This window comes from Pedobacter suwonensis (assembly GCF_044762335.1).
GTDB lineage: Bacteria > Bacteroidota > Bacteroidia > Sphingobacteriales > Sphingobacteriaceae > Pedobacter.
Genome location: NZ_JBIWEB010000001.1, coordinates 338,074 through 364,155, shown reverse-complemented (window position 1 = coordinate 364,155; position 26,082 = coordinate 338,074). Strand labels below are relative to the sequence as shown.

The 26,082-nt window shown below is 37.8% G+C and carries 28 protein-coding genes; 14 read left to right on the top strand and 14 right to left on the bottom strand.

Features of this window, described 5'->3' with window-relative positions:
* Positions 1-7 precede the first annotated feature (7 nt).
* The 4 genes from ACIQXP_RS01465 (at position 8) to ACIQXP_RS01450 (ending at position 3,379) form a co-directional block, all read left to right on the top strand.
* Positions 8-364 (top strand): four helix bundle protein, encoded by a 357-nt coding sequence (locus ACIQXP_RS01465; protein ID WP_205058986.1) that lies wholly within the window; start codon positions 8-10, stop codon positions 362-364.
* A gap of 156 nt (positions 365-520) precedes the next feature.
* Positions 521-1,228: an ATP-dependent Clp endopeptidase proteolytic subunit ClpP gene (gene clpP, locus ACIQXP_RS01460; RefSeq protein WP_090982152.1), complete on the top strand. Its 708-nt coding sequence runs from the start codon at positions 521-523 to the stop codon at positions 1,226-1,228.
* Positions 1,212-2,450, top strand: a complete 1,239-nt coding sequence (gene clpX / locus ACIQXP_RS01455; RefSeq protein ID WP_293743411.1) for an ATP-dependent Clp protease ATP-binding subunit ClpX — start codon at positions 1,212-1,214, stop codon at positions 2,448-2,450. The genes clpP and clpX overlap by 17 nt, the downstream gene beginning before the upstream one ends.
* A gap of 65 nt (positions 2,451-2,515) precedes the next feature.
* Positions 2,516-3,379, top strand: coding sequence for an AMP nucleosidase (locus tag ACIQXP_RS01450; RefSeq protein ID WP_186462428.1), 864 nt, complete (start codon positions 2,516-2,518; stop codon positions 3,377-3,379).
* Positions 3,380-3,485: 106 nt separating this feature from the next.
* On the opposite strand, the gene ACIQXP_RS01445 is transcribed toward ACIQXP_RS01450, so the two are convergent.
* Together ACIQXP_RS01445 and ACIQXP_RS01440 are read right to left on the bottom strand one after the other, a co-directional pair.
* Positions 3,486-4,145, bottom strand: coding sequence for an ATP-binding cassette domain-containing protein (locus ACIQXP_RS01445; protein WP_293743412.1), 660 nt, complete (start codon positions 4,143-4,145; stop codon positions 3,486-3,488).
* A 460-nt stretch (positions 4,146-4,605) separates the two neighbouring features.
* On the bottom strand, positions 4,606-5,466 hold the full coding sequence (locus ACIQXP_RS01440; RefSeq protein WP_010601359.1) for a sigma-70 family RNA polymerase sigma factor: 861 nt from the start codon (positions 5,464-5,466) through the stop codon (positions 4,606-4,608).
* A gap of 411 nt (positions 5,467-5,877) precedes the next feature.
* Between ACIQXP_RS01440 and ACIQXP_RS01435 the strand changes: the two genes are divergently transcribed.
* On the top strand, positions 5,878-6,471 hold the full coding sequence (locus ACIQXP_RS01435; protein ID WP_387504282.1) for a hypothetical protein: 594 nt from the start codon (positions 5,878-5,880) through the stop codon (positions 6,469-6,471).
* A 34-nt stretch (positions 6,472-6,505) separates the two neighbouring features.
* Positions 6,506-6,712, top strand: a complete 207-nt coding sequence (locus tag ACIQXP_RS01430) for a helix-turn-helix domain-containing protein (protein ID WP_090982160.1) — start codon at positions 6,506-6,508, stop codon at positions 6,710-6,712.
* Between the two features lie 325 nt (positions 6,713-7,037).
* Here the strand turns inward: ACIQXP_RS01430 and sucC are convergent, their stop codons facing one another.
* Complete coding sequence (gene sucC, locus ACIQXP_RS01425) at positions 7,038-8,237, bottom strand: ADP-forming succinate--CoA ligase subunit beta (protein WP_387504283.1); 1,200 nt, start codon at positions 8,235-8,237, stop codon at positions 7,038-7,040.
* Between the two features lie 180 nt (positions 8,238-8,417).
* Between sucC and ACIQXP_RS01420 the strand changes: the two genes are divergently transcribed.
* Positions 8,418-8,654 carry a hypothetical protein gene (locus ACIQXP_RS01420; protein WP_387504284.1) on the top strand — a complete coding sequence of 79 codons (237 nt, stop codon included), beginning with the start codon at positions 8,418-8,420 and terminating at the stop codon, positions 8,652-8,654.
* Positions 8,655-8,663: 9 nt separating this feature from the next.
* Here ACIQXP_RS01420 and ACIQXP_RS01415 read toward each other — a convergent pair whose 3' ends face one another.
* The 5 genes from ACIQXP_RS01415 to ACIQXP_RS01395 all read right to left on the bottom strand — a co-directional run bounded on the left by ACIQXP_RS01415 (position 8,664) and on the right by ACIQXP_RS01395 (position 12,189).
* Positions 8,664-8,975: a hypothetical protein gene (locus tag ACIQXP_RS01415; protein WP_387504285.1), complete on the bottom strand. Its 312-nt coding sequence runs from the start codon at positions 8,973-8,975 to the stop codon at positions 8,664-8,666.
* Positions 8,976-9,298: 323 nt separating this feature from the next.
* The gene (locus ACIQXP_RS01410) at positions 9,299-10,861 is read right to left on the bottom strand and encodes a DUF4153 domain-containing protein (RefSeq protein ID WP_387504286.1); all 1,563 of its coding nucleotides are present in this window, start codon (positions 10,859-10,861) and stop codon (positions 9,299-9,301) included.
* 12 nt (positions 10,862-10,873) lie between these two features.
* Positions 10,874-11,179: a hypothetical protein gene (locus ACIQXP_RS01405; RefSeq protein ID WP_387504287.1), complete on the bottom strand. Its 306-nt coding sequence runs from the start codon at positions 11,177-11,179 to the stop codon at positions 10,874-10,876.
* Positions 11,180-11,230: 51 nt separating this feature from the next.
* Positions 11,231-11,527: a winged helix-turn-helix domain-containing protein gene (locus ACIQXP_RS01400; RefSeq protein WP_090982174.1), complete on the bottom strand. Its 297-nt coding sequence runs from the start codon at positions 11,525-11,527 to the stop codon at positions 11,231-11,233.
* A 2-nt stretch (positions 11,528-11,529) separates the two neighbouring features.
* Entirely contained in the window at positions 11,530-12,189 is a 660-nt protein-coding gene (locus ACIQXP_RS01395; RefSeq protein WP_293743418.1) for a hypothetical protein, read from the bottom strand.
* A gap of 165 nt (positions 12,190-12,354) precedes the next feature.
* Here ACIQXP_RS01395 and ACIQXP_RS01390 point away from each other — a divergent pair, with 165 nt between their 5' ends.
* From ACIQXP_RS01390 to ACIQXP_RS01360, 7 genes are all read left to right on the top strand, one after another.
* Complete coding sequence (locus tag ACIQXP_RS01390) at positions 12,355-13,005, top strand: ABC transporter ATP-binding protein (protein ID WP_293743419.1); 651 nt, start codon at positions 12,355-12,357, stop codon at positions 13,003-13,005.
* Positions 13,006-13,095: 90 nt separating this feature from the next.
* A complete protein-coding gene (locus tag ACIQXP_RS01385; protein ID WP_293743420.1) occupies positions 13,096-13,575 on the top strand; it encodes an ATP-grasp domain-containing protein in 480 nt (159 codons plus the stop codon).
* 1 nt (position 13,576) lies between these two features.
* On the top strand, positions 13,577-14,185 hold the full coding sequence (locus ACIQXP_RS01380) for an HAD family hydrolase (RefSeq protein ID WP_387504290.1): 609 nt from the start codon (positions 13,577-13,579) through the stop codon (positions 14,183-14,185).
* A gap of 1 nt (position 14,186) precedes the next feature.
* The gene (locus ACIQXP_RS01375; RefSeq protein WP_387504291.1) at positions 14,187-15,677 is read left to right on the top strand and encodes a S41 family peptidase; all 1,491 of its coding nucleotides are present in this window, start codon (positions 14,187-14,189) and stop codon (positions 15,675-15,677) included.
* 146 nt (positions 15,678-15,823) lie between these two features.
* Positions 15,824-16,090, top strand: a complete 267-nt coding sequence (locus ACIQXP_RS01370) for a hypothetical protein (protein WP_090982182.1) — start codon at positions 15,824-15,826, stop codon at positions 16,088-16,090.
* Between the two features lie 52 nt (positions 16,091-16,142).
* Positions 16,143-17,237, top strand: a complete 1,095-nt coding sequence (gene dprA, locus ACIQXP_RS01365) for a DNA-processing protein DprA (protein ID WP_293743570.1) — start codon at positions 16,143-16,145, stop codon at positions 17,235-17,237.
* Between the two features lie 253 nt (positions 17,238-17,490).
* A complete protein-coding gene (locus ACIQXP_RS01360; RefSeq protein WP_387504293.1) occupies positions 17,491-18,852 on the top strand; it encodes a pyridoxal-phosphate dependent enzyme in 1,362 nt (453 codons plus the stop codon).
* Positions 18,853-19,315: 463 nt separating this feature from the next.
* Here the strand turns inward: ACIQXP_RS01360 and murA are convergent, their stop codons facing one another.
* From murA to ACIQXP_RS01330, 6 genes are all read right to left on the bottom strand, one after another.
* Entirely contained in the window at positions 19,316-20,641 is a 1,326-nt protein-coding gene (gene murA / locus ACIQXP_RS01355) for a UDP-N-acetylglucosamine 1-carboxyvinyltransferase (RefSeq protein WP_090982190.1), read from the bottom strand.
* 92 nt (positions 20,642-20,733) lie between these two features.
* Positions 20,734-21,420 (bottom strand): DUF4290 domain-containing protein, encoded by a 687-nt coding sequence (locus tag ACIQXP_RS01350; protein WP_090982192.1) that lies wholly within the window; start codon positions 21,418-21,420, stop codon positions 20,734-20,736.
* A gap of 479 nt (positions 21,421-21,899) precedes the next feature.
* Positions 21,900-22,397, bottom strand: coding sequence for a SixA phosphatase family protein (locus ACIQXP_RS01345; protein ID WP_387504294.1), 498 nt, complete (start codon positions 22,395-22,397; stop codon positions 21,900-21,902).
* A complete protein-coding gene (locus ACIQXP_RS01340) occupies positions 22,390-23,421 on the bottom strand; it encodes a glycosyltransferase family 9 protein (RefSeq protein WP_387504295.1) in 1,032 nt (343 codons plus the stop codon). The genes ACIQXP_RS01345 and ACIQXP_RS01340 overlap by 8 nt, the downstream gene beginning before the upstream one ends.
* A gap of 34 nt (positions 23,422-23,455) precedes the next feature.
* Positions 23,456-24,058: a DUF4254 domain-containing protein gene (locus ACIQXP_RS01335; protein ID WP_387504296.1), complete on the bottom strand. Its 603-nt coding sequence runs from the start codon at positions 24,056-24,058 to the stop codon at positions 23,456-23,458.
* A gap of 290 nt (positions 24,059-24,348) precedes the next feature.
* Positions 24,349-26,025 carry a helix-hairpin-helix domain-containing protein gene (locus ACIQXP_RS01330; RefSeq protein WP_387504297.1) on the bottom strand — a complete coding sequence of 559 codons (1,677 nt, stop codon included), beginning with the start codon at positions 26,023-26,025 and terminating at the stop codon, positions 24,349-24,351.
* Between the last annotated feature and the right edge of the window lie 57 nt (positions 26,026-26,082).

Sequence of the window (26,082 nt, the reverse complement as noted above, 5' to 3'; positions counted from 1 at the left end):
TTGCTATATGGCAAAATTTAGATTTCAAGACTTGCTAATTTGGCAGAGAGCCATTATAGTAGGCAATAAATTAATTGATATTTCTGAAAAATTAGAAGAAATAAAAAAGTTTAGATTCGCAGAGCAGCTTCGAGGGGCTGCTCTTAGCGTATCCAATAATATCGCAGAAGGGTCTGGTTCCAATTCTGCTGCCGATTTCAAACGTTTTTTAAACTATGCACATCGGTCCGTTTTTGAAAATGCCAATATTCTTTTGGTGTTAAATTTAAGATTACTAGTTTCTGACAAGGATTTGGCAGATTTATTGGAAGATTTGGATATTTTAGCGAGGATGATTTCCAGCTTTTCTAAAAGTTTGAAGTAGCAGGGTGCTATATTGTCATAGATTTTGATATGGTATACTCTTTGTCTAAACCAACATAATTAAAATATTATTTATATTTTGGTTTTTTTATTATTCACGAAACGATGGGGAACAGGAGCTTGAAACTCTATGCCCTCTGCTAAAAACTCATAACTCATGAACATAGACTCACAAGAATTCAGAAAATTTGCCGTTAAACATCAGGGAATTGGCGGTTTACACGTAGATAAATTTATTGCACAGGCTAATCTGAACCCTCAGAACATGACGCCGTATATTATTGAAGAACGCCAGCTGAATGTAGCCCAGATGGATGTTTTTTCAAGGTTAATGATGGATCGCATTATCTTTTTAGGCGATGCAATTTATGATCAGAATGCAAATATCATTCAGGCGCAGTTATTGTTTTTACAATCAACAGATGCCGATAGAGACATCCAGATTTACATTAACTCTCCAGGCGGCTCGGTGTATGCCGGTTTAGGTATTTACGACACCATGCAGTATATACAGCCAGATGTAGCAACAATCTGTACTGGTATGGCCGCATCAATGGGCGCTGTTTTATTGGTAGCCGGTGCCAAAGGTAAACGTGCTGCGTTGCCTCACTCAAGGGTAATGATTCACCAGCCATCAGGCGGTGCACAAGGTGTGGCATCTGATATGGAGATCAACTTAAGAGAGATGTTGAAATTGAAAAAAGAATTATACGATATTATTTCAGAGCACTCTGGCCAGACCTATGATTGGGTAGAGAAAGCTTCAGATCGCGATTACTGGATGACAGCTGATGAGGCTAAAGGATTTGGTATGGTTGATGAAGTATTATCGAGAAACGCAAAAAAAGATGGCGAAACAAAATAAAGAATCCCGTTGCTCATTCTGCCATTCTGGCAAGCATGAAACGTTGATGTTGATTGAAGGTATGGATGCATTTATCTGCGATAAATGCGTTACCCAGGCCAATCAGTTGCTTGCACAGGAATTAGGTACTAAAGGCACGAAAAATATTCAGGAGGTAATTAATTTACTAAAGCCTCTTGAAATTAAACAACATCTTGATCAGTATGTTATCGGTCAGGATGATGCAAAAAAAGTATTGTCTGTTGCTGTTTACAACCACTATAAACGCCTGAATCAAAAGGTAGATAAAGACGAGATCGAGATCGAGAAGTCGAATATCATGCTGGTGGGCGAAACAGGTACCGGAAAAACTTTACTGGCTAAAACCATTGCGAAAATTTTGCATGTGCCATTTTGTATCTGCGATGCTACGGTTTTAACTGAAGCGGGCTATGTTGGTGAAGACGTTGAGAGTATCCTTACCCGATTGCTTCAGGCAGCAGATTACGATGTAACCGCCGCCGAACGTGGTATTGTATATATAGATGAGGTAGATAAGGTAGCGCGTAAAAGCGATAATCCTTCTATTACACGCGATGTATCGGGCGAAGGTGTTCAACAGGCCTTACTGAAAATTTTAGAAGGTACGGTAGTAAACGTTCCACCTCAGGGTGGACGTAAGCACCCGGATCAGAAAATGATCCCGGTAAACACCAATAACATTTTATTTATCTGTGGTGGCGCATTTGACGGTATTGAGCGTAAAATTGCCAACCGTTTACGTACCCAGGCAGTAGGTTACAAAGTAAAGAAAGATGAGATGGTATTAGATCTTAAAAATCTTTATAAGTATATTACACCTCAGGATTTAAAATCATTTGGATTAATTCCGGAATTAATTGGCCGTATACCAGTTCTTTCTCACTTAAATCCATTGGATAAAGAATCGTTAAGAAATATTTTAACAGCGCCTAAAAATTCACTCATCAAACAGTATGTGAAGCTTTTTGCTTACGAAGATGTGAAGTTGGTTTTTGAAGATGAAGTTCTGGATTTCATTGTAGATAAAGCGATGGAATACAAATTGGGCGCACGTGGTTTAAGATCAATCTGCGAAGCGATTATGTTGGACGCGATGTTTGATACGCCGACACGGACTGACGTGAAGGAATTGCACATCAATCTCGATTACGCGATAGAAAAATTTGAAAAAGCCGACTTTAAAAAGTTGCAGGCCGCATAAAATTCAAATCCTCTCGCGAAAGCGGGAGGATTTTTTGTAATACGCATAGCGCTAAACTAATTATTATGAATGAAGAAAAAGATGTAAAAAAAGACGAGGAGATTGTCGAGAAATCAAAAAAAATAAAAGAAGTTGAAAGTCCGGTTAAATCAGGATTAAAATCAAAAGAGGAGATTGTTAAAAACTGGTTGCCACGTTACACGGGCAGGCCGTTAGATCAATTTGGTGATTATATCCTGTTAACCAATTTCAGTAAATATGTAAGCATGTTTTCCGAATGGAATGATAATGCGCCGATTATGGGTTTGGATAAGCCGATGCAAAGTGTTACCGCAAATGGTATTACGATTATCAACTTTGGTATGGGAAGCCCGCTGGCAGCAACCATGATGGATTTGCTAACGGCCATTAAGCCTAAAGCAGTGCTTTTTCTGGGTAAATGTGGTGGATTGAAAAAGAAGAACCAGTTGGGTGATTTGATTTTACCTATTGCTGCCATTAGGGGAGAAGGTACCTCGAATGATTATCTGCCTGCAGAAGTACCTGCCTTGCCAGCTTTCGCATTGCAAAAGGCAATTTCCACTACAATACGTGACCATGGCAGGGATTACTGGACAGGGACCTGTTATACCACCAACCGTAGGGTTTGGGAACATGATAAAGAATTTAAAAAGTATTTGAAAACATTGCGTGCAATGGCAGTGGATATGGAAACAGCGACGATTTTTACCACAGCCTTTGCGAATAAAATCCCGGCAGGCGCCTTGCTTTTGGTTTCTGATCAACCGATGATTCCTGAAGGCGTTAAAACTGCAGAAAGCGATAGTACGGTAACCGAAAGGTATGTGGAAACCCATTTACGTATTGGTATCGATTCATTAAAGCAGTTGATCAATAATGGATTAACGGTTAAACACCTGTTGTTTTAAGAGGAAGAAGTTGTCACCCTGAACTTGTTTCAGGGTATTTAATTTCAACAGGAAAGATATTGGAACTTCTGAACACTATCAGATCAGTGTGAACTATACTCGAAGTTTAAGCTGTGAATCCAGACAAGTAGCCATGTGTGACCAGGTCATCTGCATTATTGATGGTATAATTACATTTGTTATGCAGCAATACCACCCTGTCAGAAATATCCAAGATAGACTGGTAGTAATGATCGGTAATAATAAAGCCTTTTTTTGCTTTTGCTTTATTGATGTGCTTTTTTAATTCTTCTATCCATAATGGCGATAATTGCGAGAATGGCTCATCAAGAAGTATAAATTCCGTATCGCTGTAAATCATTAACAAACATTCCATAAATCTTCGCTCTCCGCCGGATAAATTATAGAATTTTGCACTCAAATGATTGGTCACAAAGTCAATTTGCTTTAATTCAGCTTTTTGCTTTCTGCAAAATGTATCAACAGCCTGCAAAACAGTGATCCGGTCTGGGATAAAATTATCTTGTGGTAAATACGAAAGATTCTTAGACTGGTAACCTTTTTGATATACTTTATTATTGATGTTAAGGTGTTTGAAATTTGCTTTTATGCTCCCAAAAATGATTTGTAGCAAAGTGGATTTACCTGATCCGTTTCTGCCCAGCAAACCGACTACTTCACCGATTTTACAGTTTAAGTAAACGCTGCTTAATACTTCGCGGTCTGCAAAAAATTGATTAACACTGTCGATAGAAAGTTCCTGCATATTGATGATACCACTAAGATTCCAATAAAAAAAATTAAATCATATAAAACCAGGTTAAGCATGATTTTTCTAAATCCTATGCCTTGATTTTTGAAAAAGTAGGCTGTGGATTGATAAAACATAAAGTATATACCTGCAGAAAATGACCAGCCAATAAGTTTGATGAATATGGCGAAAGAATAAATGCCCGGTTGCGAGAAACCATTTAAAATGAAGAATACCGCAGTTGAAAGACTAACCAGTATATTCCATAAAAAAATGGGTTTGTATATAGTTATGGATTTTTTGAGCAAAGCAATCGACATGATTTAAAGATATAAAATCATAACGATAAATTTAGTTGCGTATAATAGAAAAGATTTGTCGGAAGTAGCATCTTTTCTATTATGGTTTATAAACCTGTTAAATAAAAAAAGACTGGCAAATGCCGGTCTTTTAATATTTCTTTGAATCTAAACTACTATCCTAAATAAGATTTTAGGATTTTGCTTCTTGACGTATGACGTAAGCGTTGTAGCGCTTTGTCTTTAATCTGGCGAACACGCTCACGTGTTAAATTAAATTTCTCGCCAATTTCTTCTAATGAAAGTGGGTGGTTAGAACCCAAACCGAAGAATAAAACGATAATTTCTCTTTCCCTTTCGGTTAAAGTAGATAAAGAACGTTTAATTTCTTCCGATAAAGATTCGTTGATCAATGAGCTATCCGTATTTGGTTCATGGTTTTCCAATACATCCAATAATGTATTTTCTTCACCTTGAACAAACGGGGCATCCATAGATACATGACGGCCTGAATTGCTCAAAGTATCTGAGATTTTATCAACCGTAGTTTCTAAAATATCAGCTAATTCTTCCGGAGAAGGCTCACGTTCATATTCTTGCTCGAGCTTAGAAAAAGCTTTGCTGATTTTACTTAACGAACCTACCTGATTTAAAGGCAAACGTACAATACGGCTTTGCTCGGCAATAGCCTGCAAAATAGATTGACGGATCCACCAAACCGCATAAGAAATAAATTTGAAACCTTTAGTCTCATCAAAACGTTTTGCCGCTTTAATTAAACCTAAATTGCCCTCATTAATTAAATCGCCTAAAGTTAAACCCTGATTTTGATATTGTTTTGCAACCGACACAACGAAACGCAAGTTGGTTTTGGTTAACCGCTCTAATGCAGCCTGATCGCCCTCACGAATCTTCCTTGCTAAAATTACTTCCTCTTCTGCCGTTATTAAATCTACTTTACCAATTTCGTGCAGGTATTTGTCTAACGACTGACTTTCACGGTTGGTAATGGATTGCGTTATCTTGAGTTGTCTCATTTATACGTTTTGTGTGCTCTTTTAATTATTGAAGTGTGCAAAGTTACGAAATTGTATTGCAAATTGAAAGGATAAAATGCTGAAAATGTTACCGTTTGCACACGTTTTTTCTACTTTTACTTACAACAAAAATCATTCCAATAAAGTTTTTGATGTATTTTCGTGTTCTGATGTGTATATATCTGTTTTATAATAATTATTTATTGTAATTCAATAAAAATATTTTGATTATTAATAATTTTATTTTATCTTTGTACAGTAAATTTTAAATAAATATGACCTTTCTGTTTCTCCTTATTAAACAGAGAAATACAAAAAAAGGTATTCTTTACTGACTAAAGTCAACATGATTTTATGTCAGTGAGGTAAACATTATACAGAAGGCAAAAAACTGACCATTTTACACATTTTATGAACAAGCTTATAAAGATTTTTAGGTACTCCGGATTTTGTTTGATTTTTATCGCGATCACGTCTGTAGCCAATCATTTAATTGATGCTGTGGATCATTATCAAGCAGGAACGCTTTCGATTAACTTAGTTGAAAATAACGTAGTGCAGGAAGTAAAAACTATTGGGAAGGCCAGGTTTACCAATAGCCATATAGGTTCATACGCGTTTAAACCAACGTTAAAGCAGGCTATTATTTTATCAGGCGCGGGGATTGACGGCCTTGGTGCTCATGCTGCTTTTCATCTGATCCTGGGAAGTATAATACTTTTTATAGCTTACAAGCGGCCAGAATGGCTCGAGAACTTAACCGAAGTTAAATTGTGGCAATGGGTGGGTGCAGGCATTATTTTATTTTTTAGCTTAAAATTTCTTTCTTTTTGGGCAATGAAAGGGTATGTTGAGGACTTGACCGGTAAAGCATTTAAATATCAGCCTATAATTGCTGAAAATATAAATTTGGGCGTAATTTCGCTCGTTGCTATACTTAGCGTAATTTACGAGTTGCTTTCGTATTCCAGAAGCCTTAAACAGGAAACTGATTTAACCATTTAGGTTAAACGAAAACATTTTAATTTTATTTACTCAAATGCCTATTATTATAAATTTAGACGTGATGCTCGCCCGTCGCAAAATGTCGCTTACCGAGTTAAGTGAGCGGGTGGGGATAACGATGTCTAACTTATCTATTCTGAAAACAGGCAAGGCAAAGGCCATCCGCCTGGAGACTTTGGAAGCCATCTGTGCAGTTTTAGATTGTCAGCCTGGTGATATTCTTGAATTCCGTGCTGAATAAACCTCGCAGGTTTTCAAAATCTGTAGGGTTTGAATATTCCCAAGAATCAGCTACCCTGGTTACATAAACCTGGTAGGACGGAAAGCCCGGAGCGCAGCGAGGACTTGGAGGGATAGCAGTGTTTTCGGAGCCGAAATGTACAGAACCTTAATTTTCAAAAAAAAACTGTACAGATAGATCTCTCCGTTCCGCTGCGCTACAGTCGAGATGACGATTTTTCCGATGGTTTTGGAAAAGATGGTAATAAAAAAACCCTTCCAATTTTCATGGAAAGGGTTTCAGTATATACGCTTTTTGCTTTAGTCTTTCAACTTTTGGCTTTGGCTTATGCTTTTTCAGCTAAAACTTTGGTTACTAAATCGGCTGCTTCTTTTAAGGCAATCGCTGAATAAACCTGTAGGCCAGACTCATCAATTAATTTTTTAGCTTCTTCGGCATTTGTACCTTGTAAACGGCAGATAATTGGCACGGGGATATTTCCAATTTCTTTGTATGCATCGATAACACCCTGAGCAACACGGTCACAACGTACAATACCACCAAAAATGTTGATCAGGATGGCTTTAACGTTAGGATCTTTCAAAATAATATTAAAAGCCGCTTTAACTGTTTGTGCATTTGCAGTTCCGCCTACGTCAAGGAAGTTAGCTGGCTCACCACCCGCTAATTTAATAATATCCATGGTAGCCATTGCCAAACCTGCACCGTTAACCATACAGCCTACGTTACCATCAAGGTTAACGAAGTTCAGGTTGCTTGCACTGGCTTCAACTTCCATTGGATCTTCCTCGGTAACATCACGCATCGCAGTATAATCAGGGTGACGGAATAAACCGTTCTCATCCAGATTCACTTTGGCATCTACCGCGATTACTTTATCATCAGAAGTTTTTAATACCGGGTTGATTTCGAACATGGAAGAATCGGTTGCTTCGTAAGCTTTGTATAAAGCAGTAACGAATTTAACCATTTCTTTAAAAGCATTACCGCTAACACCTAAGTTAAAGGCAATTTTACGTGCCTGGAAACCTTGTAAGCCTACTTTAGGATCGATTTCTTCTTTGAAGATTAAATGTGGCGTGTGCTCGGCAACTTCTTCAATATCCATACCGCCTTCGGTACTGTACATGATGATATTACGACCTTTCGCACGATCTAACAATACAGAGATATAGAATTCTTTAGTTTCAGAAGCACCTGGATAATAAACATCCTGCGCCACTAAAACTTTGTTCACTTTTTTACCTTCTGGTCCGGTTTGAGGAGTTACCAATTGCATGCCGATGATATCGGTAGCACGTTGTTTAACCTCTTCAAGGTTTTTGGCCAATTTAACACCACCACCTTTACCGCGGCCACCAGCGTGGATTTGCGCTTTAATTACAACCCAATCAGAGTTGTAATCGGTTTTCAGTTGCTTAGCGGCCTCAACAGCTTGTTCAGGAGTATCGGCAACTATTCCTTCTTGAACGTTAACACCGAAACTTTTTAATATTTGTTTACCCTGGTATTCGTGAATATTCATCTGTTTATATTTTTGTCTTTATCTGTCAGATGGAGCCTTTTACTATAAAGATGGTTACTTTAACAGCATCGGGTTCATTTGCTACAAAATTTGCCCAAAGCTACAATTTCACAGCCTTTAAACAAATAGAATTTGCCGATTTTTTAAGAAAATGAACGTTTTATGTTAAACGGGAAATTAGTGTCTGTCACGTACGCTGGTTTATGGTATCCGGCTGATTTGGCAGATATTCTTTATTTGAAAGTGATGGGGCAGTTTCTGATGGCGGCTGGTAGTCCTGCTTTCCGCTATAAGTCCTCACTACGTTCCGGGCTTACCGCTGCAATCAGGCTTAAGAAACAATATTTGTTAATACCAAACGGAAAAAAATATTTCTTTTGCGTTAACCAGTTTAAATCTGCCGGAACGAAATGTTAATGGCATCGGTTAACTTCCTGCAAACCGCGTTCCGAAGATCCCAACGGCCAATTCTGCCCAGACGAGGAATAAGGCTGTCAATATGACAATGAGAACTATTGTTCTTAACGTGCCACTTTTCAAGTTCCTGATGACAAGTTCGAGGGCCAATCCGGTGCTGAATAATAAGGCGCCGGCTACCAGAAAATCGAATAAATCCCACTTTACTTCAGTTGTAAATTGCATGGCGATAAGCGGAATGCTTAAAATTAATATTACAACGCCAAATATAATGGCGATACGTGTTGATGGTGACATAAATGCTGACTGTAGATTTTTCATAATTTCTAAGTTTTAATATACGGCTAATCAATTTTTAATTCCCCCAATGCGTTTGCATCAGGGGAAAAATTTCCAACTAAGGTTGGAGAGGCGGAGCGGTTAATTATACATGATTTTTAAAATAATGGGCTTGTTAGTAACTGGGCTAAAAAATTGTTAATCCAGTAAGTTGAGCTATTCGTTTACATATTGATACAGTTAATTGGTATGTGTTTCATTAGTTGTTAAATCAAAAATTTTATTGATAGCCAAGGTCCAGCGCAAACCATGCTAATGCGAAGAGTGCTAATATCATTGCAACACTTTTGTCCAATCTGTTCATCCTATTTTTTATTTAGATCAAAATATTTCGCGGTATTCCAATCCTGCAAATTCCATGATAACCAGCTTTCCTGATGATAACGCTCTTTGAAATAACCGATCCGTTGATCCAGTTTTCTCATTAAAGCTTCTTGTGGCTGGTCTACTTTGGCAATTTCCGAATCGTTATTGGTTGAGGGATGTATTTTTGACCGGTTGTTATCTAGAAGAGGCAGTGTCTTTTCTGATAAAGAAGTAAGGTAGTAAGGATCAATAGAAATAGTGTCAACATGATTGAGGTTGTATTTAACAATTAGAACATCCCAATTGATAAAGGTAAAGGTCAACAGCAGGGCAAACCATACATTTCCGTTTACTTTGAAGAGATAGAATATGGTTTTCTGTTTAGCTACTTTAAAATAAACCGTTGCCAAACCAATAATGCAAAGGATGGCGAATACTAAAACACCGATCCTTTTATGGGTTAAACCATGAAATTCGATGTAGTAACCATCACGGATGAATACGGATATGATCAGGATAAAATTCTGAACCATCCAGGTATAGGCTAATGCCCTTAACATTTTACTTTTTGGGTAAAAATTTAAATTTCCCCTGAAATAGTATAAGATTACTGCCATAGCCATTACAATGCTAAAGATCAATGAATTTGTGCCCTGGTGCAGTTCACCTGAGAAATTGCCCGTAGGTTCGTAGCCAAACCAAAGTGTGGTAATGTCAATGGTATTTAGCATTAGCAAGAGCAGGTTAAGCGCGACGAATGAAATGACACCAACGATATACTCTGTTTTTAATGCCATTTTCCGTGTTAACAGGTTGCCTGTAAATGTTTTTGCGATATTATACCATATTGTTTTCTGTCCCAGGCTTCTTCTGATCCGGTGCAATGGTTCTTTACATTTCAGCTCTGCTTTTTCAAGGCTTTTATCAAAGAAAGCAAGTAGTAAACCTCCTGTTAAAACCAATCCAAAACATAAATGCATAATGCGCTCAAAACTCAGGTCTTTAAAAAAGAAGTGTAGTAATTGATCTAAAAAGTCGCCGATGTGAGTTAAGATGGTTTCTGCATAATGTGCAAAAACATTATTTGCAGCTGCATAAAGGCATGAAAATAGGATTACAATGATAACCGGTACGAAGATATATTTAATCAGAGTGAAAAAGGGCTTAAGGCTTACCTTGCCAAAACTGAGCTGGCTTAGTTGTTTTATAGCATTAAATGGCACTGTGACCATCTGTAATGTGGCCGCTAGAAAAGCAGTAAAAATGGTCCTGATTTGTTGTTGATGACCAAAGCCAATAAATAGCAATAAACTGATGTAATAAGTTACCACTGATAAATCAGAATTGTTAATAACAACTAATATCGCTGCCAGCAGGTGTGCTAAGCCGTAAATTTTTAGTTTGGTACTATTAATCACATCCGGATTAACAAAAGTGATTGCCAGCAGATATATACTGTAAATAAGCAGATTGAGCGCAAGTCGTTCTTCCCAAAAAAGGAAAGTAAACAGCAGGCCTCCCAAAAGGGTAGAGAGGAGTAATAAGTTGGATTTTGTTTTCATTTTGTTTAAGGTTTATAAGTCGAAATAGCTTAGAATGAAAATGTAGAGAATTACCAAAGGAATATTTAATAGTAGGCAGACGACTGAAAATAAGGAGTTTCTCCAATAGGACTTATTGAAAATAAACGCTACTAAAATGAGCGCTAACACCAGTACATTTAAAATCGCAGCTCCAAGTGTAAAAACGGCACCTGCTATTATTAAAAAAAAAGAGTTTGATATTAAGTAGGCGAAAAATATCATGGTGCCAACGATCACAGAATAGCAAGCGATTTTTTTGCCTAAGTAATTCATTTGAGGTTCAGGTATTTCTTCCATTTTAATATTTTAAAAGTGCTTTGAAATTCAAAGTGTTTGTTTAAAAAAAAATTATAGTTTCCTGATCATTTTTTCGAGCGCATCTAAATGCGCCTTAAAAGCTTGCCTGCCCAATTCGGTGATGGAGTAGGTAGTACTTGTTTTACGCCCAATAAAACCTTTGTGTACCTTGATAAATTCAGCCTGTTCTAATGTGTTCAGGTGTGAAGCCAAATTTCCATCCGTTAATTCCAGCATTTGTTTTAGGTCATTAAAGCCAATTTCATTGTTTACCACCAGCATAGACATAACGCCCAGCCTGATCCGGCTATCGAATATTTTGTTTAAATCTGCTATCGGGTTTTTCATCGTTACTGACCTCGCTCATATTTAAAATACATTAAAAGACCATAAACGATGTGTAGTATGCCGAAGCCCAAAGCCCAGAAAATTAATCCATAACCCAAATAAAACATACAGATCAAGCCTAATATCACCTCGCAAAAGCCTAAATAACGGATATCACTGTAGGTAAACTTACTGGCATTAATCAAGGCTAAACCATAAAAAATGAGGCAGCTCGGCGCGATAATGCTATAGGTATTTGGGTGGTTAATTAATAAAGCGATGATAAATAATCCTCCGGTAAACAACGGAATAAATAAGTTGATTAAAAGTGATTTAGAGGTTTTATCCCAGATTGGGAGATTGTTTTTCTGACTTTTTCTGTAGGTAAATAAAACACCGCCAGCCAAAGCAATTACCAAAACAAAGAGCCCTAGTTTGATCAGATTAAATTCGAGATCCATTTCCCCTTCCACGCCATAACCATAACCTCTTTTATTAACGAATTTGTTGATTTCATCATTTGCAAAATAAGCACCAATTAACGCTATCGCACCTGCGAAAACACCCGATAAACCACTCAGAGAAATAAATCTTGATGACCTGTCCATCATATTTCTGATATCTTTTAAGGTACTTAGTTGTTCTTCCGGGTTGTTCATTTTTAAAAGTGCTTTGTTTTTCAAAGTTAGATAGAAAATTGAGATTTGCAAATCTTTTTTGGTTTTTTCTGTTGTGGCCGATTGCACAGGTAAATGGATTACGCAGATTTTAAAAATGCTAATCTTGCTATGCTTTCAGTCTTTGTGCTTTGGTCTTTACTCTTTAACCTTTTTTATTAAATTTGAACCATGCTAAAAGCCACTGGAATCAGAAAATCGTACGGAAATCTGCAAATTTTAAAGGGAGTAAATTTTGAAGTACAAAAAGGGGAGATTGTGAGTATTATTGGTCCGTCTGGTGCCGGGAAAAGTACTTTGTTACATATTCTAGGTACATTGGATCGGCCTGACGAGGGATCTGTAGAATTAAAGGGTACGGTTATAAATAAACTGAATGGTGATCTGTTGAGTAATTTCCGAAATCAGAATATAGGTTTTGTATTTCAATTCCACCATTTGTTGCCAGAGTTTAGTGCCATCGAAAATATCTGTATCCCTGCATTTATAGCTAAAACCAGCAAAAAGCAGGCTGAAGACAGGGCGCTTGAACTTTTAGATCTTTTCGGACTTAAGGAGAGGGCGCACCATAAGCCCAATCAGTTGTCTGGCGGTGAACAACAAAGGGTGTCCATAGCACGGGCATTGATCAATAGTCCCTCCATTATATTGGCTGATGAGCCCTCTGGAAATTTAGACTCCGAAAATGCAGCAGGATTACACCAATTGTTTGTGAGTTTGCGTGATAATTTCCGTCAAACGTTTGTGATCGTTACACACAATGAACACCTGGCCAAAACCAGCGATCGGGTGGTGAGTATGAAGGATGGATTGATTGTATAAGATTATAATTATTCTTCCATTCAGTCATTCCATCATTGAGTCATTCAATAACTCAGTCATTCACCAATTTATTCATTCAATCATTAAATTTTGAAAATACTTATTACAGGCGGCAATGATGCAAAAGCTTTAAAGCTGATGAAAGCCTTTCCTACTCATTTTGTTCTATTGGCCGATTATGGTGATGTACCGGGTATGGTAACTGAAAACTATGCGTTTTCATCGCTGGGACCACTTAATAAAGATAGCATAGCACATATTTTATTAAATTTCTGCATTACTGAGGGGATTGATAGTATTATCCCGCTACACCAATATGAAGTAGAGCCAATCGCTAAATCGGCTGTGCTTTTTGGCGAATATGGCATTCAGGTTTTATTGCCTGATGCGAGTTTAATAGCAGGTTATATAGCTAACGACCAAACTACTTTTCAAAATTTTGCGGTCTTTGTAAAGGGAGAATGCATATTTGCCAGCGGAAAGGAAATTTTTGTCAGTACTGATGGAAAATTAAACGGGGTGTTCGGCTACAATGTTGCTGATGATGAACTGAAACTTTTTACAATTTAATATGGAAGCCGATTTATACATTAAAGACAAGCAGCTGGTATTTTTTGATCTGGATGATGTGTTATTTCCGGAGAAAGATTATTTATTACAGGTTTATTATCTGTTTGCCCAATTTATAGAGTATACCGAGCAAAAAAATGCGCAACCCATTCTGGAGTTTATGCGTAACGAATACGAAAATATTGGTGCTGAAAATCTTTTTCACAAAACAGCTAACCAGTTTGGCATTGATAACAAATATGAATATAATTTCAACCTCCTGCATCAGAATGCCCGTTTGCCCTTAAAGCTTTTGCTTTATAAAAATATGCTCGAATTTATGCAGGCGCTGGTGGTAGACCGTAAAAAAATTGTACTTGTAACGGCTGGCAATCCTGAGCAACAGCTCAATAAAATTAAGCAGACCGAATGGAATGGACTAGAGCAATATCTTACCGTATACTTTGTTGAGGAACTGGGGCAGCCAAAAGCGGAAATTTTTCAGAACATATTAAGCGACAACAATTTATTAGCCAGCCAGGCGTTAGTTGTTGGTGCAAATAAATTTGATGAGCAACAATCCAAATCAATTAATTTGCAGTATATTGTATCATTAGAAATTTACAAATAATATGCTTAGAAAGTTTATTTCACAGAACACCTTTTTCTGTGCTTTGATTATTTTGCTTGGGTTTACAGCATCCTGTAAAAAAGCGAGTAATACCCCAGACGGACAAGGTTTAACACAGGGTACATCAGGTACCCGGTCAGAATTAACCAAAGATTCGATTTACCTGTATGCACAGCAGACTTATTATTGGAATGTGGGGATGCCGAGCTATTCTGCTTTTAATCCCAGGCAGTATGGCTCTAACAATGCTGTTTTAGCTGCCCTAAAGGCTTTGCCAAGTACAGGCGGAAAAGATAAATATTCATTTATTGATGATGGAACTGTCGCTGGCGAATTAGGTGGAATAGGTGGAGATTTTGGTTTCTCGGTGTTCTTTGCCGGTACAAACGATTTAAGGGTGAAATATGTATATACCGGGTCTCCTGCTGGTGTTCAAGGCTTAAGGAGAGGTTATCAGATTACAAAAATTAACGGAAGTACTGATATTAATACTACCGATGAAAGAATTAATTTTATAGTAAATGCTATTTTCGGCGCAAATCCGACTGTTACGATGACGGTCTTAAAACCAGATGGCACCAGTCAGGATGTAACCATAAATAAGGCGAGTTATAATATCAATCCTATACTTTTTACCAAAACTTATACCATTGGTGCAAAAAAAGTTGGCTATATCGTATTCAACAGTTTTACGACCAATTCAATTGATTTGCTGGATGCAGCATTTGCAAAATTTTCAACAGATGGCGTTACCGAGCTGGTTGTTGATTTGCGTTATAATGGGGGAGGTTCCGTTGGTACATCAGAAGCCTTTACCAATTTGATTGCTCCCGCGGCTCAAAACGGTAAGGTAATGTATACCACGTACTGGACACAAACCATGCAGGACAATCAGGCCACTATTCTTCAAAACCAGAAGTTCTATGCCAAAGGTAATGATGGTGTAACGCGGATGTATTCTTATTTTGATTATTCTTATAAACCAACAGTTGCAGCCGGAAACCAGGAAGTTTTTGCAAAACGAGGATCGCTTAATGGCTTAAACAGGGTTTACTTTATTGTAACTAATAGTACTGCGTCAGCAAGCGAATTACTGATTAATAACCTAAAACCTGTAATCGATGTTAAATTGATTGGAAAGAAAACATATGGCAAACCAGTGGGTTTTTTCGCTATCCACATAGATAAAAACGACCTTTATATTCCGCAATTTGAAACCAAAAATCAATTAAATCAGGGGGGCTATTTTGATGGAATAGCAGTTGATAAAGATATTTTTGATGATGTGACCAAAGATTTTGGAGATCCAACAGAAAAACTATTGGCGCAGGCCTTATATTATTCGGCCAATGGCATTTTTTCATCTGTGTTGAAAGATAATATCATTAGCAGTACCTCAACTTTACCTAAAAACGTGGTTGAGGATCTTTCTGGTAAAATGGATCATGAGTTTAAAGGAATGGTCGAAACCAGAAAACTGAGGTTTAAATAATTGATAAGATTTTGTACCAAAATGGCTGGTTTTGTATTTCAAATCTGGCCATTTTTATGTATTTATTACAATATCTGATCAAATAAGTATTGCTTTTTTTGTAAAAAATTGATAAGCTTGTTTAACATTAATCGTTAAAGAGACCCATGCCGATAGAAATTGTAGAAAAGGAACACATCAGTTATTTAAATATCATCAATGCAAAAGAAGATCATTCTCAGGAACTGAAAACCAAGCTTGCTGAAGCGCAAAGATTGGGTAATGAATTTAAATCAAAAGCCGTTATCACTTTTAATACGACTATTGGACCAAAACGTGTTGATACTACCGTTTGGGCAGTCACAGAGAAATACATACAGCTCAAAAACAATATTCATATTCCATTAAAAAGTTTAATAGATATAGATTTTTAAGCTTGCTTTAAGGAAATAAAATCATCCCGAATTTATTTAACCTTATAAGATGATGAGCACGCTACATAAAATTGCCTTAACTTTTATTAAGTCTATTGGCCCGGTAACGGCCAAAAACCTGCTGGCCTACTGTGGAAATGCCGAAAATGTATTTTCTGCAAGTAAAAAGCAGCTTCTGCAGGTTCCGGGTATCGGAGAAAAAACAATTGAAGCCATTCGTGGTAGCAATGCGCTGACGAGGGCCAGGCAAGAGTTAGATTTTGTGGAAAAGCATGGAATAGAAGTATTGTTTTTTTCTGACGAAAAATATCCTAAAAGGCTAAAGAATTGCATCGATTCACCCTTACTGCTTTATGCCAAAGGTACAGTTGATTTTAACCAGCAACGGATCATCAGCGTTGTTGGAACCCGTAATGCAACAAATTATGGTAAAAACCTCTGCAAAGAACTATGCGAGGTTTTAGCGCCATACAATGTTTTAATCGTGAGCGGACTGGCATATGGTATTGATGTAACCACGCACAAAGAATGTCTGGCCCATCATATCCCAACCGTTGGCGTACTTGGCCATGGTTTAGATCGTATGTATCCAAAAATCCATAAAGCGGTGGCTCAAAAAATGGTTCTGAATGGAGGTCTGCTCACCGAATTTCCAATCCTGACTAATCCCGACCGTCCTAATTTTCCGCAAAGAAACCGTATTATTGCGGGTATTGCAGATGCTACGGTTGTAGTTGAAGCTTCGATTAAAGGAGGTGCATTAATTACTGCAGAAATAGCAAATTCTTACAATAAAGATGTATATGCTTTTCCAGGTAGAACGAACGATGTGTTTTCGGAAGGATGTAATTTTCTGATTAAGACCAATAGGGCCGGATTAATTAATAATGCCAATGACCTGATCTATTACCTTGGTTGGGATGAAGAATTGAAGGCGAAACAGCATGTTAAGCAAACTACCCTGCAATTAAGTCTTACCGCTAATGAGCAGGGGGTTGTGGATGTTTTACAAAATGGTCAACTTTCCATAGATGAACTATCCCTTCAGTTAAATATTCAGCAAAGTAAACTGGCTATTGTTATCCTTACACTGGAGATGCAGGGCATTATTGTTTCTTTGCCCGGGAAAATTTATAAACTGGCATGAAACGATATCCTCACGGAAAAACCTATTATTTGTTAAAAGTTGAATGTGGAGATCTAATTTTTGATTTAGAAATAGCCTCCTTTTTGAAGCTGGGACGAACAATTAAATCGCATTTTACCCAATAATCAATCTATAATGCCGATCATAATTGTAGATTATGAAATTAAATTCTTTTAAATTTGAATTTTAGAAATTATGTTTTGAATAAAATATAGTTTATAAAATACTTGATGCCTTTTCTTAATTTTGTGACATGTGGTATAATAATATTCTAGAAACCATCGGTAATACACCTCTGGTTAAATTAAATACGATAACAAAGGGAGTTCCGGGAACAATTCTGGCAAAAATCGAAACGACTAATCCGGGCAATTCGATTAAAGACCGTATGGCGGTTAAAATGATTGAAGATGCCGAGAAAAGCGGGAAGTTAAAACCAGGCGGAACTATTATAGAAGGTACATCAGGAAATACTGGAATGGGCCTTGCCATGGCGGCCATTATTAAAGGTTATAAATGTATCTTTACCACAACTGATAAACAATCGAAAGAAAAAGTAGATGCCTTACGTGCCTTTGGTGCCGAGGTAATTGTTTGTCCTACAAATGTTGATCCTGAAAATCCGCGTTCATATTATTCTGTTTCCTCACGTTTGGAGCGCGAGGTCCCAAATTCCTGGAAACCTAATCAGTATGATAATTTAGCCAATTCACAGGCTCATTATGAACAGACTGGTCCCGAAATATGGGAACAGACAGAAGGTAAAATTACGCACCTGGTGGTTGGCGTAGGTACAGGTGGAACCATTTCCGGAACAGGGAAATATCTGAAAGAAAAGAATCCGAATATTAAAATCTGGGGAATTGATACCTATGGCTCAGTTTTTAAAAAGTATAAGGAAACGGGTATTTTTGACAAGGATGAAATTTATCCCTACATCACTGAAGGCATTGGCGAAGATTTCCTTCCGGCAAATGTAAATTTTGACGTGATTGACCTGTTTGAAAAAGTTACAGATAAAGATGCTGCGTTAATGACCCGTGATATTGCACGCAAAGAAGGAATTTTTGTAGGTAACTCTGCTGGCGCTGCAATTGGGGGCTTAATCCAGTTAAAAGATCAACTAAAGCCGGAAGATGTAGTGGTGGTTATTTTCCATGACCACGGTAGCCGTTACATGGGTAAAATGTATAATGAAGACTGGTTGCGGGAACGTGGATTTTTACAGGACGAAAAACTAACGGCAAAATCAATTTTGTCTAAAAAAGAAAGTACAGAGATTGTAACTCTTGATGCACAAAAATCTGTGCTTGAAGCCATAAATACCATTAAATCAATGAATATATCTCAAATTCCGGTAACCCAACAGGGAATGATTGTAGGTAAAGTTGCTGAAAGTGATATTTTAAGTGCCTTATTGGAAAATCCGGGATTGAAATCGGCACCGATTTCAGAAATTATGACCGCTACTTTTCCTTTTGTAGACCTGAATACTTCTATTGATAAAATTTCTTCACTGATCAATAAAGAAAATTCAGCAGTTTTAGTAGAAGATGAAACGGGTAAAATTGAGATTATTACGCAGTATGATATTATAAATGCGATATCAGGGTAATAATGTAAGAGGGATGATGTGAGATGGATGATGTAAGAGGGATGATGTAAGAGGGATGATGTGAGACGGAAAGTGGATTAATTGGAGCGATCGTGTCTCCTGAACTTGTTTCAGGATCTTTATAACAGGGAAATGCTGATCCAGATGCAGTCCCTATGGTTGTTGAAGCTGTCTTATAGATTGTAATTCGCTTAGTATTTGTCACATTGAGCCTGTCGAAACGCCTTGTAAGACATTTAAAAGAGTTCCTTCGACAAGCTCAGGATGACAATTTCTATATTTAAGAGAAAGCCTCCTCAATGTTAATAACTGATAGATGCTGAAATAAATTCAGCATGACGATTCCCCTTATAAGGTAACCATAAAAAACGCCCTGGTAAATTTTTACCGGTGCGTTTTTTATTATGCTATTTTCGCTTTGGGTTTTACCTTAAGCCTTCAACCTTTTGCCTTTCGCCCCTTATTAGTGACTTGGTGCATCGGCATTTACACGCTTAATTTGCGCGCCTAAAGCACGCAAACGGGTGTCGATATCCTGGTAACCGCGCTCAATCTGTTCAATGTTATAAATGGTCGATTTACCTTCTGCAGATAAAGCAGCAATTAACAAAGAAACCCCGGCTCTGATATCAGGAGAAGTCATGCTGATTCCGCGCAGTTTATATTTTTTATCAATGCCATTAACCGTAGCACGGTGCGGATCGCAAAGAATAATCTGTGCCCCCATATCAATCAGTTTATCCACGAAGAATAAGCGGCTTTCAAACATTTTCTGGTGAATCAGTACGTTTCCTTTTGCTTGTGTAGCCACAACTAAAACAATACTCAATAAGTCAGGCGTAAAACCTGGCCATGGAGAATCGGCAATGGTTAAGATAGAGCCGTCAATAAAAGTGTCAATTTCGTAATGTTTTTGAGATGGTATGTAAATATCATCACCACGGCGCTCTAATTTAATACCCAGTTTTTTGAAAACCTCTGGTATCACGCCAAGTTCATCGTAACAAACATCTTTAATGGTAATTTCCGATTCTGTCATCGCTGCCATACCAATAAAAGAACCAATTTCGATCATATCAGGTAGCATTCTATGCTCGGTTCCACCTAAAACCTTTACACCTTCAATGGTTAGTAAATTAGAACCAATGCCCGAAATTTTTGCACCCATGCGGTTTAGCATTTTGCAAAGCTGTTGTAAATATGGTTCGCAGGCTGCGTTGTAAATGGTAGTAGTACCTTTAGCCAAAACCGCCGCCATAACAATGTTTGCCGTTCCGGTTACCGATGCTTCATCTAACAGAATGTAGGCACCTTGTAAATTGGTGGCATCTACATTAAAGAAAGCCTTTTTGCTATCGTAAACAAATTTTGCGCCCAGTTTTTCGAAACCGATAAAGTGGGTGTCCAACCTTCTGCGACCGATCTTATCGCCGCCTGGTTTAGGGATAGCAGCCTTGCCAAAACGAGCCAATAATGGTCCTACAATCATGATCGAACCACGTAAGCCACCGCCTTTGGCTTTAAAAGTATCAGATTCAAAGAAATTTAAATCGATATTTTTAGCTTCAAAGGAATAGGTATCCTTATTAATGCGTTCAACAATAACGCCCAAATCGCCAAGTAATTCAATCAGTTTGTTTACGTCTTTAATATCAGGAATATTACTGATGGTTACTTTTTGTTCGGTCAGCAATACTGCAGATAAAATCTGTAAAGCTTCGTTTTTAGCACCTTGTGGAGTGATTTCGCCTTTTAATTTAATTCCGCCGGTTATCTCAAATGCGTTCATATATTTTGTAGTAATTAGTATCAAGTAGTAAGTATTAAGGTCAGGTAGACATTTAACCTTCCGTCTTTTCACCTTCTCACTTTTACCGTTTCTTAATATTTGGGTTTATTGTTGTTGCGTTGACGGTTATTATTGTTATTGTTGTTCTGGCGGTTTTTACCGTTATTGTTATTATTGTTGTTTCTTCCCCGGTTATTGTTATTATTATTTTGACGTGGATTTTGCGCTCTAAACTCCACTTTTGCCAAATTAACGCCTTCATCCAGTGATAACAGTCCGCCAGAAAGATATTTTAGATCTTTAATGATGGTATCATCACTCACGTTATCCTTATTCCAGGTAACATAAGCCATTTTCATAAAATTTGCAATGCTTTGAACCATTGCCTTCTTAATTTCTGGATTTTCCTCGCGCATGGCTTTTTCGATTAGATTCTCAACCGTTTTGCCGTAATGTTTGTAGGTAATTCTTTGTTGAGGATATGCCAGAGGAGCTGGTTTAATATAAGCATTTTCTATTAATGGCTTTGGATATGGGCTATCTACATCTATCTGGTAACCAGAGATGATGTGCAGGTGATCCCAAAGCTTATGTTTAAAATCGGCAACATCACGCAGATGTGGTTGCAAGAACCCCATCAGGTCGATTACTGCCTGGGCATATTTATTACGTTCTTCTATGGTGGGCAATTCGCAGATATACTTCACCATGTTTTGTACGTTGCGGCCATATTCAGATAAAATTAAATGGCTACGCGTAGTATTATAGTCAAAATTCATGTACAGATAATTAATGGGTAAATTTTCCGGCGATACGAATTATGAAATAACCAGAGGAGTTTAGGTTATGAATTCACCGAAATGTCTATTGCCGGACTTTCGTTTATATCTTCAAAGTTAGTAAAATTATTTGATTCGTGTTATTCTTATCTAAATTGAGATCTTTTAGTTTATTTTTTTGGAAATGTTTGTTCAGTGGTTCCTGGCTTGTTCAGCCCCGTTATCCGCTATAGTCCTGATGAAGGATCAGGAGCTGCCGCTACTACCGGGTTTATTTAACCAGGGTTTTTGCCTATCGGGAAAAGCATGTCCGGCGCCAATGTGCTAGAGCCGTTTTATGTATTCATATCCCTGGCTAAAGCCAATCTGTAAAGTGTTAATGCAAACCCACTATAATTTTCATGTAAACCGGTATTTCCGTGGCAATTAATTAATCGGCTACCTGTCTTAGTGATCGTAATCTTTTAATGATAAAAGCCTTAAATTTCATCACTATTCTTTGGGTAATCAAAAAACACCAGTTCTCCTGTTCCTTTACTTACCATTTGCCAGGATTCAAAAGGAAAAGAAATTAATACCATACCTGCAGTTGGAATGTTATAAATGTCGGCATCGCATAACTCGTTTGCAAAATCTGTAAAACCAGGATTATGACCAAACATCACGATATGGTCCGCGCCATTATTCAAACGATTAACTACTTTAAGTAAAGCGGTGGTATTCGCCTCGTAAATAGATTCTTCGAACTGAATGTGGTCTATATTGTATGCTTCTGCAAAATATTTAGCGGTAGATTTGGCCCTTTTTGCCGTGCTGCTCACCATCAGGTCGATGTTAAAACCGCGTTTAATTAATCTTTCGGCCATTTCTGGTGCATTTTCTTTGCCACGTTTGTTCAATGGGCGATCGAAATCACGTAAATTCGTATTTCCCCAATCCGATTTTCCGTGGCGGACGAGAAGTAATTGTTTAGCCATTTAATTTCTCTTTGATTTTGTTAACGATGGTTTCAGGCTTAATTAAGTCCATACAGTTTTCAACACCGCAAAGGCAGGGTTTGTTTCCGTATATAGAATTTGGTCTTGCGGGATGATCAATCTGAATACAATCGTTTTCTTGTTGTCCGTATCCCAAAAAACCTGCGTAAGGATGTGTTGGCCCCCATATAGATACAACAGGTACACCAACAAGTGATGCCATATGCATGCCAGAGGAGTCCATGCTTAGCATTAAATCTAAGTTGGAGATAATGGCAAGTTCTTCCGTTAAATTAAAGTTTCCAATTAAATTATAAGTGTTCTGATACGTTTTGGCCCATTTTTCGGCAATTAATTTTTCCTTTTCACCACCACCAAATATAAAAAGCTCATAATCCGATCCACTTAATGAAGCTATTACCGCTTCCATTTTTTCCAATGCATATACTTTATAAATATGCTGTGCAAAAGGAGATATGCCGATTTTTTTTGTGGTTTGATTGCTAAACAATGCTTTTGCCTTATCGGGTAAAGCCTGTACAGATCTGCTGATTTGGTGACTGAGTTTAATGCTAAAACCTAATCCGCGGAAAACATCAGCATAACGCTCAACAGTTTTTCTAAGCGGTCTAAATACCTTGTTACTGGCACGGGTTAATGCCTTTTTCTCTGCTCTTCCCTTATCTATCCTTTTAATTTCAGTTCCCGTTAAACGAAAAAAAGTAGAAATTACCCTGCTTCTTAAATTATCATGTAAATCAGCTATAGCATCCGGTTGGTAGCTGCGGAGTTCCTGATAAAGTTTATATAATCCAATTATGCCCTTATGAATGGTTTTTGGCTGGATAGGATGGAAGATCAGATTGGGGATATGGTCAAAAAATGGCTTAAAAGCGGGTCGGCTGACCATAATGAGTTCAGCCGCTGGGTTTTGCTTCGAAAATTCCTGTAAAACAGATGCGACCATGGCCACGTCGCCCATTGCCGAAAAACGTAAAACGATAATTGTTTGGTTTGATGACATGAATTTCGCTTTCAGCTTTAGTCTTTCTGTTTTTCTATGCTTTATTGTACAATACCGGGTTTAAACTCGGATCGTTGTACATTTTCATTTGCTTGTATACTTTCATGTATTTTTTGCCCGCCTCAATATCTGCCAGTAACTCATCAATGCTGGTGGAAAGATCATCGCGTTGAGACAACAATACATTGAGCTTGATTTGGCATTGTGCACGGTGTTCGGCCGATGCACTTTCGCGTTCGGCCTCTTCCTGCATGTGGTAAATTTTTAATGCCAGGATAGAAAGCCTGTCAATTGCCCATGCCGGACTTTCGGTATTGATTTTTGCATCTGGCAGAGCCGTAATTCCTTGATAAAGATTTAGAAAATAGCCATCAATAAACTCTACCATATCGGTACGGACCTGGTTTTGGGCATCAATGCGTCTCTTCCAGCTTAAGCCTTCAACAGGATCAATCTGAGGATTGCGCACCACATCTTCCATGTGCCATTGAGCGGTATCAATCCAGTTTTTTATATAAAAAAGATGTTCCAAACTTTCGGCATCGTAAGGGTTTTCAACCGGATGGTCAATATCATCAAACTTGTGGTAGTCTGTAATAACCTGATTAAATATGCGGTTGGCAATTTCACTGATCATGGAGGCAAAGATATTATTTTTGGCTATCTCTTTTATATCAAATTAAGATAGGTTTTAGAGTCGCACTGATTTTTTTCCTTGTGGGTTGATTGCACAGATTCAGGGATTACACCGACTTTTCTTTGCAAAATTTAAAACAAGATCATTTAGGTACCCGTTTTTCCCTAAACCCTAAACCCTAAACCCTAAACCCTAAACCCTAAACCCTAAACCCTAAACCCTAAACCCTAAACCCTAAACCCTAAACCCTAAACCCTAAAACCTAAACCCTAAACCCTAAACCCTAAACCCTAAACCTTCTTACTATCAAAGTATGCAGTAATCTCCTCTAAGGTGAAAGCATTCAAACATTTCTCAGCGCTTAAACCACCTTTGCGGGCTACTAAAATACCATAATGCATATCGTTGAAGCCTTCAGTACGGTGTGCATCAGGATTTACCGACAATAATATGCCTTTTTCAAGTGCATAACGGTGCCAGCGCCAGTCTAAATCTAAACGTAAAGGGTTTGCATTAATTTCAATCACCACTTTATTGGCCGCACAGGCATCAATAATTTTTTTATAATCTATCGGGTATCCGGCCCTGCTTAACAGTAGGCGTCCAGTGGGATGACCTAAGATGGTAATATATGGATTTTCAATAGCTTTTAGCAATCGCGCTGTGGCTTTGGCTTCATCCATGCGAAGGTTGCTGTGTACAGAGGCTACTACAAAATCAAATGTTTCAAGGATCTCGTCCGGATAATCGAGCGATCCATCGCTTAAAATATCACTTTCAATGCCTTTAAAAATTTTGAAAGGAGCAAGTTTTTTATTTAGTTCATCAATTTCCTGGTGTTGTCCAAAAACGCGCTGTTCGTTTAATCCTTTGGCATAAACAGCCGTTTTCGAGTGGTCGCATATTCCCAGATACTGAAGATTTAAATTTTCTTTACAGTAAACCGCCATCTGCTCTAAAGTATGCACACCATCGCTCCAGGTGGAATGGTTATGCAAGCTGCCTTTTAAATCTTCGTATTGGATCAGCGTTGGGAGTTTATTTGCTTTAGCCAGTTCAATTTCATTAAAATCTTCGCGTAGTTCTGGCTCGATGAAAATTAATCCCGCCTTACTGTAAATTTCTTCTTCATCTGCGAAAGGGCCGTTGCCTGCTAAAGCCAGTACTTTTTCAACGTGTTCTTTATTTCCGGTTAAGGCAAACCATTCTAAATAAAAGGCTGATCTTTCTGTCACATAGATTTTGATCCTGAGTCCGGCCTCAGTGGTACAAATGTAAGATTGCTCCGCTTCAATAAGAGAAAGTTGTTCAAACGAGGGTAAATTTTGCTTAATGGCATCAATATTTTCTGTACCAATCACCATTTCGAGTTCATCAATGATCTCACATGCACGGCGGTACTGACCAGCAAAGCCTAAAAGTGCAGCGTTGTCAATTTTTTCAGTCCAACCGGCAAGTTGTGTAAACAATGTTTTAGCAAATCCTTCTACCTGTGCATATAAAAATCTGCCGTTGGCAGCCAGTTTAAATTCGATGGCATTTTTAATTTCTTCCTGCGTTTTTAAACCAAAACCCTTGGCTTCAATCAATCGGTTTTCATTGCAGGCGTAATATAGTTCACCGATATTTTCAATTCCCAGAGTACGCCAGATGATGAATATTTTTTTTGGTCCGATGCCTTTTATACCCAGCATTTCTACCACACCTTCGGGTGTTCTTTGGAGTATTTCATTAAGCTCTTGTAGTTCTCCGGTTTGAAGAAGTTCTATGATTTTAGAAGCCAATCCTTTACCTATACCATCAATTTTATCCAGTTCATCCAGGGGTTTGTCTTTTAAGGCAAAAGGCAGTTTATCTACCTTAAAGTAAGCATTGGTCACTGATTTTATCTTGAAGGGATTTTCTTCATGCAGTTCCATGAGCTGCGATAAGAGGCGTAAGGTGCGGGCGATGGTCTTATTTTCCATAAAGGGTAAAATTAGGAAATAATGCCTCAAATTTTGATCATGCTGATCAGTTTCTAA

Bases quoted from the DNA above. Each gene is read 5' to 3' on its own strand.
- ACIQXP_RS01465 (WP_205058986.1), top strand. From the start codon at position 8: ATGGCAAAATTTAGATTTCAAGACTTGCTAATTTGGCAGAGAGCCATT.
- clpP (WP_090982152.1), top strand. From the start codon at position 521: ATGAACATAGACTCACAAGAATTCAGAAAATTTGCCGTTAAACATCAG.
- clpX (WP_293743411.1), top strand. From the start codon at position 1,212: ATGGCGAAACAAAATAAAGAATCCCGTTGCTCATTCTGCCATTCTGGC.
- ACIQXP_RS01450 (WP_186462428.1), top strand. From the start codon at position 2,516: ATGAATGAAGAAAAAGATGTAAAAAAAGACGAGGAGATTGTCGAGAAA.
- ACIQXP_RS01445 (WP_293743412.1), bottom strand. From the start codon at position 4,145: ATGCAGGAACTTTCTATCGACAGTGTTAATCAATTTTTTGCAGACCGC.
- ACIQXP_RS01440 (WP_010601359.1), bottom strand. From the start codon at position 5,466: ATGAGACAACTCAAGATAACGCAATCCATTACCAACCGTGAAAGTCAG.
- ACIQXP_RS01435 (WP_387504282.1), top strand. From the start codon at position 5,878: ATGAACAAGCTTATAAAGATTTTTAGGTACTCCGGATTTTGTTTGATT.
- ACIQXP_RS01430 (WP_090982160.1), top strand. From the start codon at position 6,506: ATGCCTATTATTATAAATTTAGACGTGATGCTCGCCCGTCGCAAAATG.
- sucC (WP_387504283.1), bottom strand. From the start codon at position 8,237: ATGAATATTCACGAATACCAGGGTAAACAAATATTAAAAAGTTTCGGT.
- ACIQXP_RS01415 (WP_387504285.1), bottom strand. From the start codon at position 8,975: ATGAAAAATCTACAGTCAGCATTTATGTCACCATCAACACGTATCGCC.
- ACIQXP_RS01410 (WP_387504286.1), bottom strand. From the start codon at position 10,861: ATGAAAACAAAATCCAACTTATTACTCCTCTCTACCCTTTTGGGAGGC.
- ACIQXP_RS01405 (WP_387504287.1), bottom strand. From the start codon at position 11,179: ATGGAAGAAATACCTGAACCTCAAATGAATTACTTAGGCAAAAAAATC.
- ACIQXP_RS01400 (WP_090982174.1), bottom strand. From the start codon at position 11,527: ATGAAAAACCCGATAGCAGATTTAAACAAAATATTCGATAGCCGGATC.
- ACIQXP_RS01390 (WP_293743419.1), top strand. From the start codon at position 12,355: ATGCTAAAAGCCACTGGAATCAGAAAATCGTACGGAAATCTGCAAATT.
- ACIQXP_RS01380 (WP_387504290.1), top strand. From the start codon at position 13,577: ATGGAAGCCGATTTATACATTAAAGACAAGCAGCTGGTATTTTTTGAT.
- ACIQXP_RS01375 (WP_387504291.1), top strand. From the start codon at position 14,187: ATGCTTAGAAAGTTTATTTCACAGAACACCTTTTTCTGTGCTTTGATT.
- ACIQXP_RS01370 (WP_090982182.1), top strand. From the start codon at position 15,824: ATGCCGATAGAAATTGTAGAAAAGGAACACATCAGTTATTTAAATATC.
- dprA (WP_293743570.1), top strand. From the start codon at position 16,143: ATGAGCACGCTACATAAAATTGCCTTAACTTTTATTAAGTCTATTGGC.
- ACIQXP_RS01360 (WP_387504293.1), top strand. From the start codon at position 17,491: ATGTGGTATAATAATATTCTAGAAACCATCGGTAATACACCTCTGGTT.
- murA (WP_090982190.1), bottom strand. From the start codon at position 20,641: ATGAACGCATTTGAGATAACCGGCGGAATTAAATTAAAAGGCGAAATC.
- ACIQXP_RS01350 (WP_090982192.1), bottom strand. From the start codon at position 21,420: ATGAATTTTGACTATAATACTACGCGTAGCCATTTAATTTTATCTGAA.
- ACIQXP_RS01345 (WP_387504294.1), bottom strand. From the start codon at position 22,397: ATGGCTAAACAATTACTTCTCGTCCGCCACGGAAAATCGGATTGGGGA.
- ACIQXP_RS01340 (WP_387504295.1), bottom strand. From the start codon at position 23,421: ATGTCATCAAACCAAACAATTATCGTTTTACGTTTTTCGGCAATGGGC.
- ACIQXP_RS01335 (WP_387504296.1), bottom strand. From the start codon at position 24,058: ATGATCAGTGAAATTGCCAACCGCATATTTAATCAGGTTATTACAGAC.
- ACIQXP_RS01330 (WP_387504297.1), bottom strand. From the start codon at position 26,025: ATGGAAAATAAGACCATCGCCCGCACCTTACGCCTCTTATCGCAGCTC.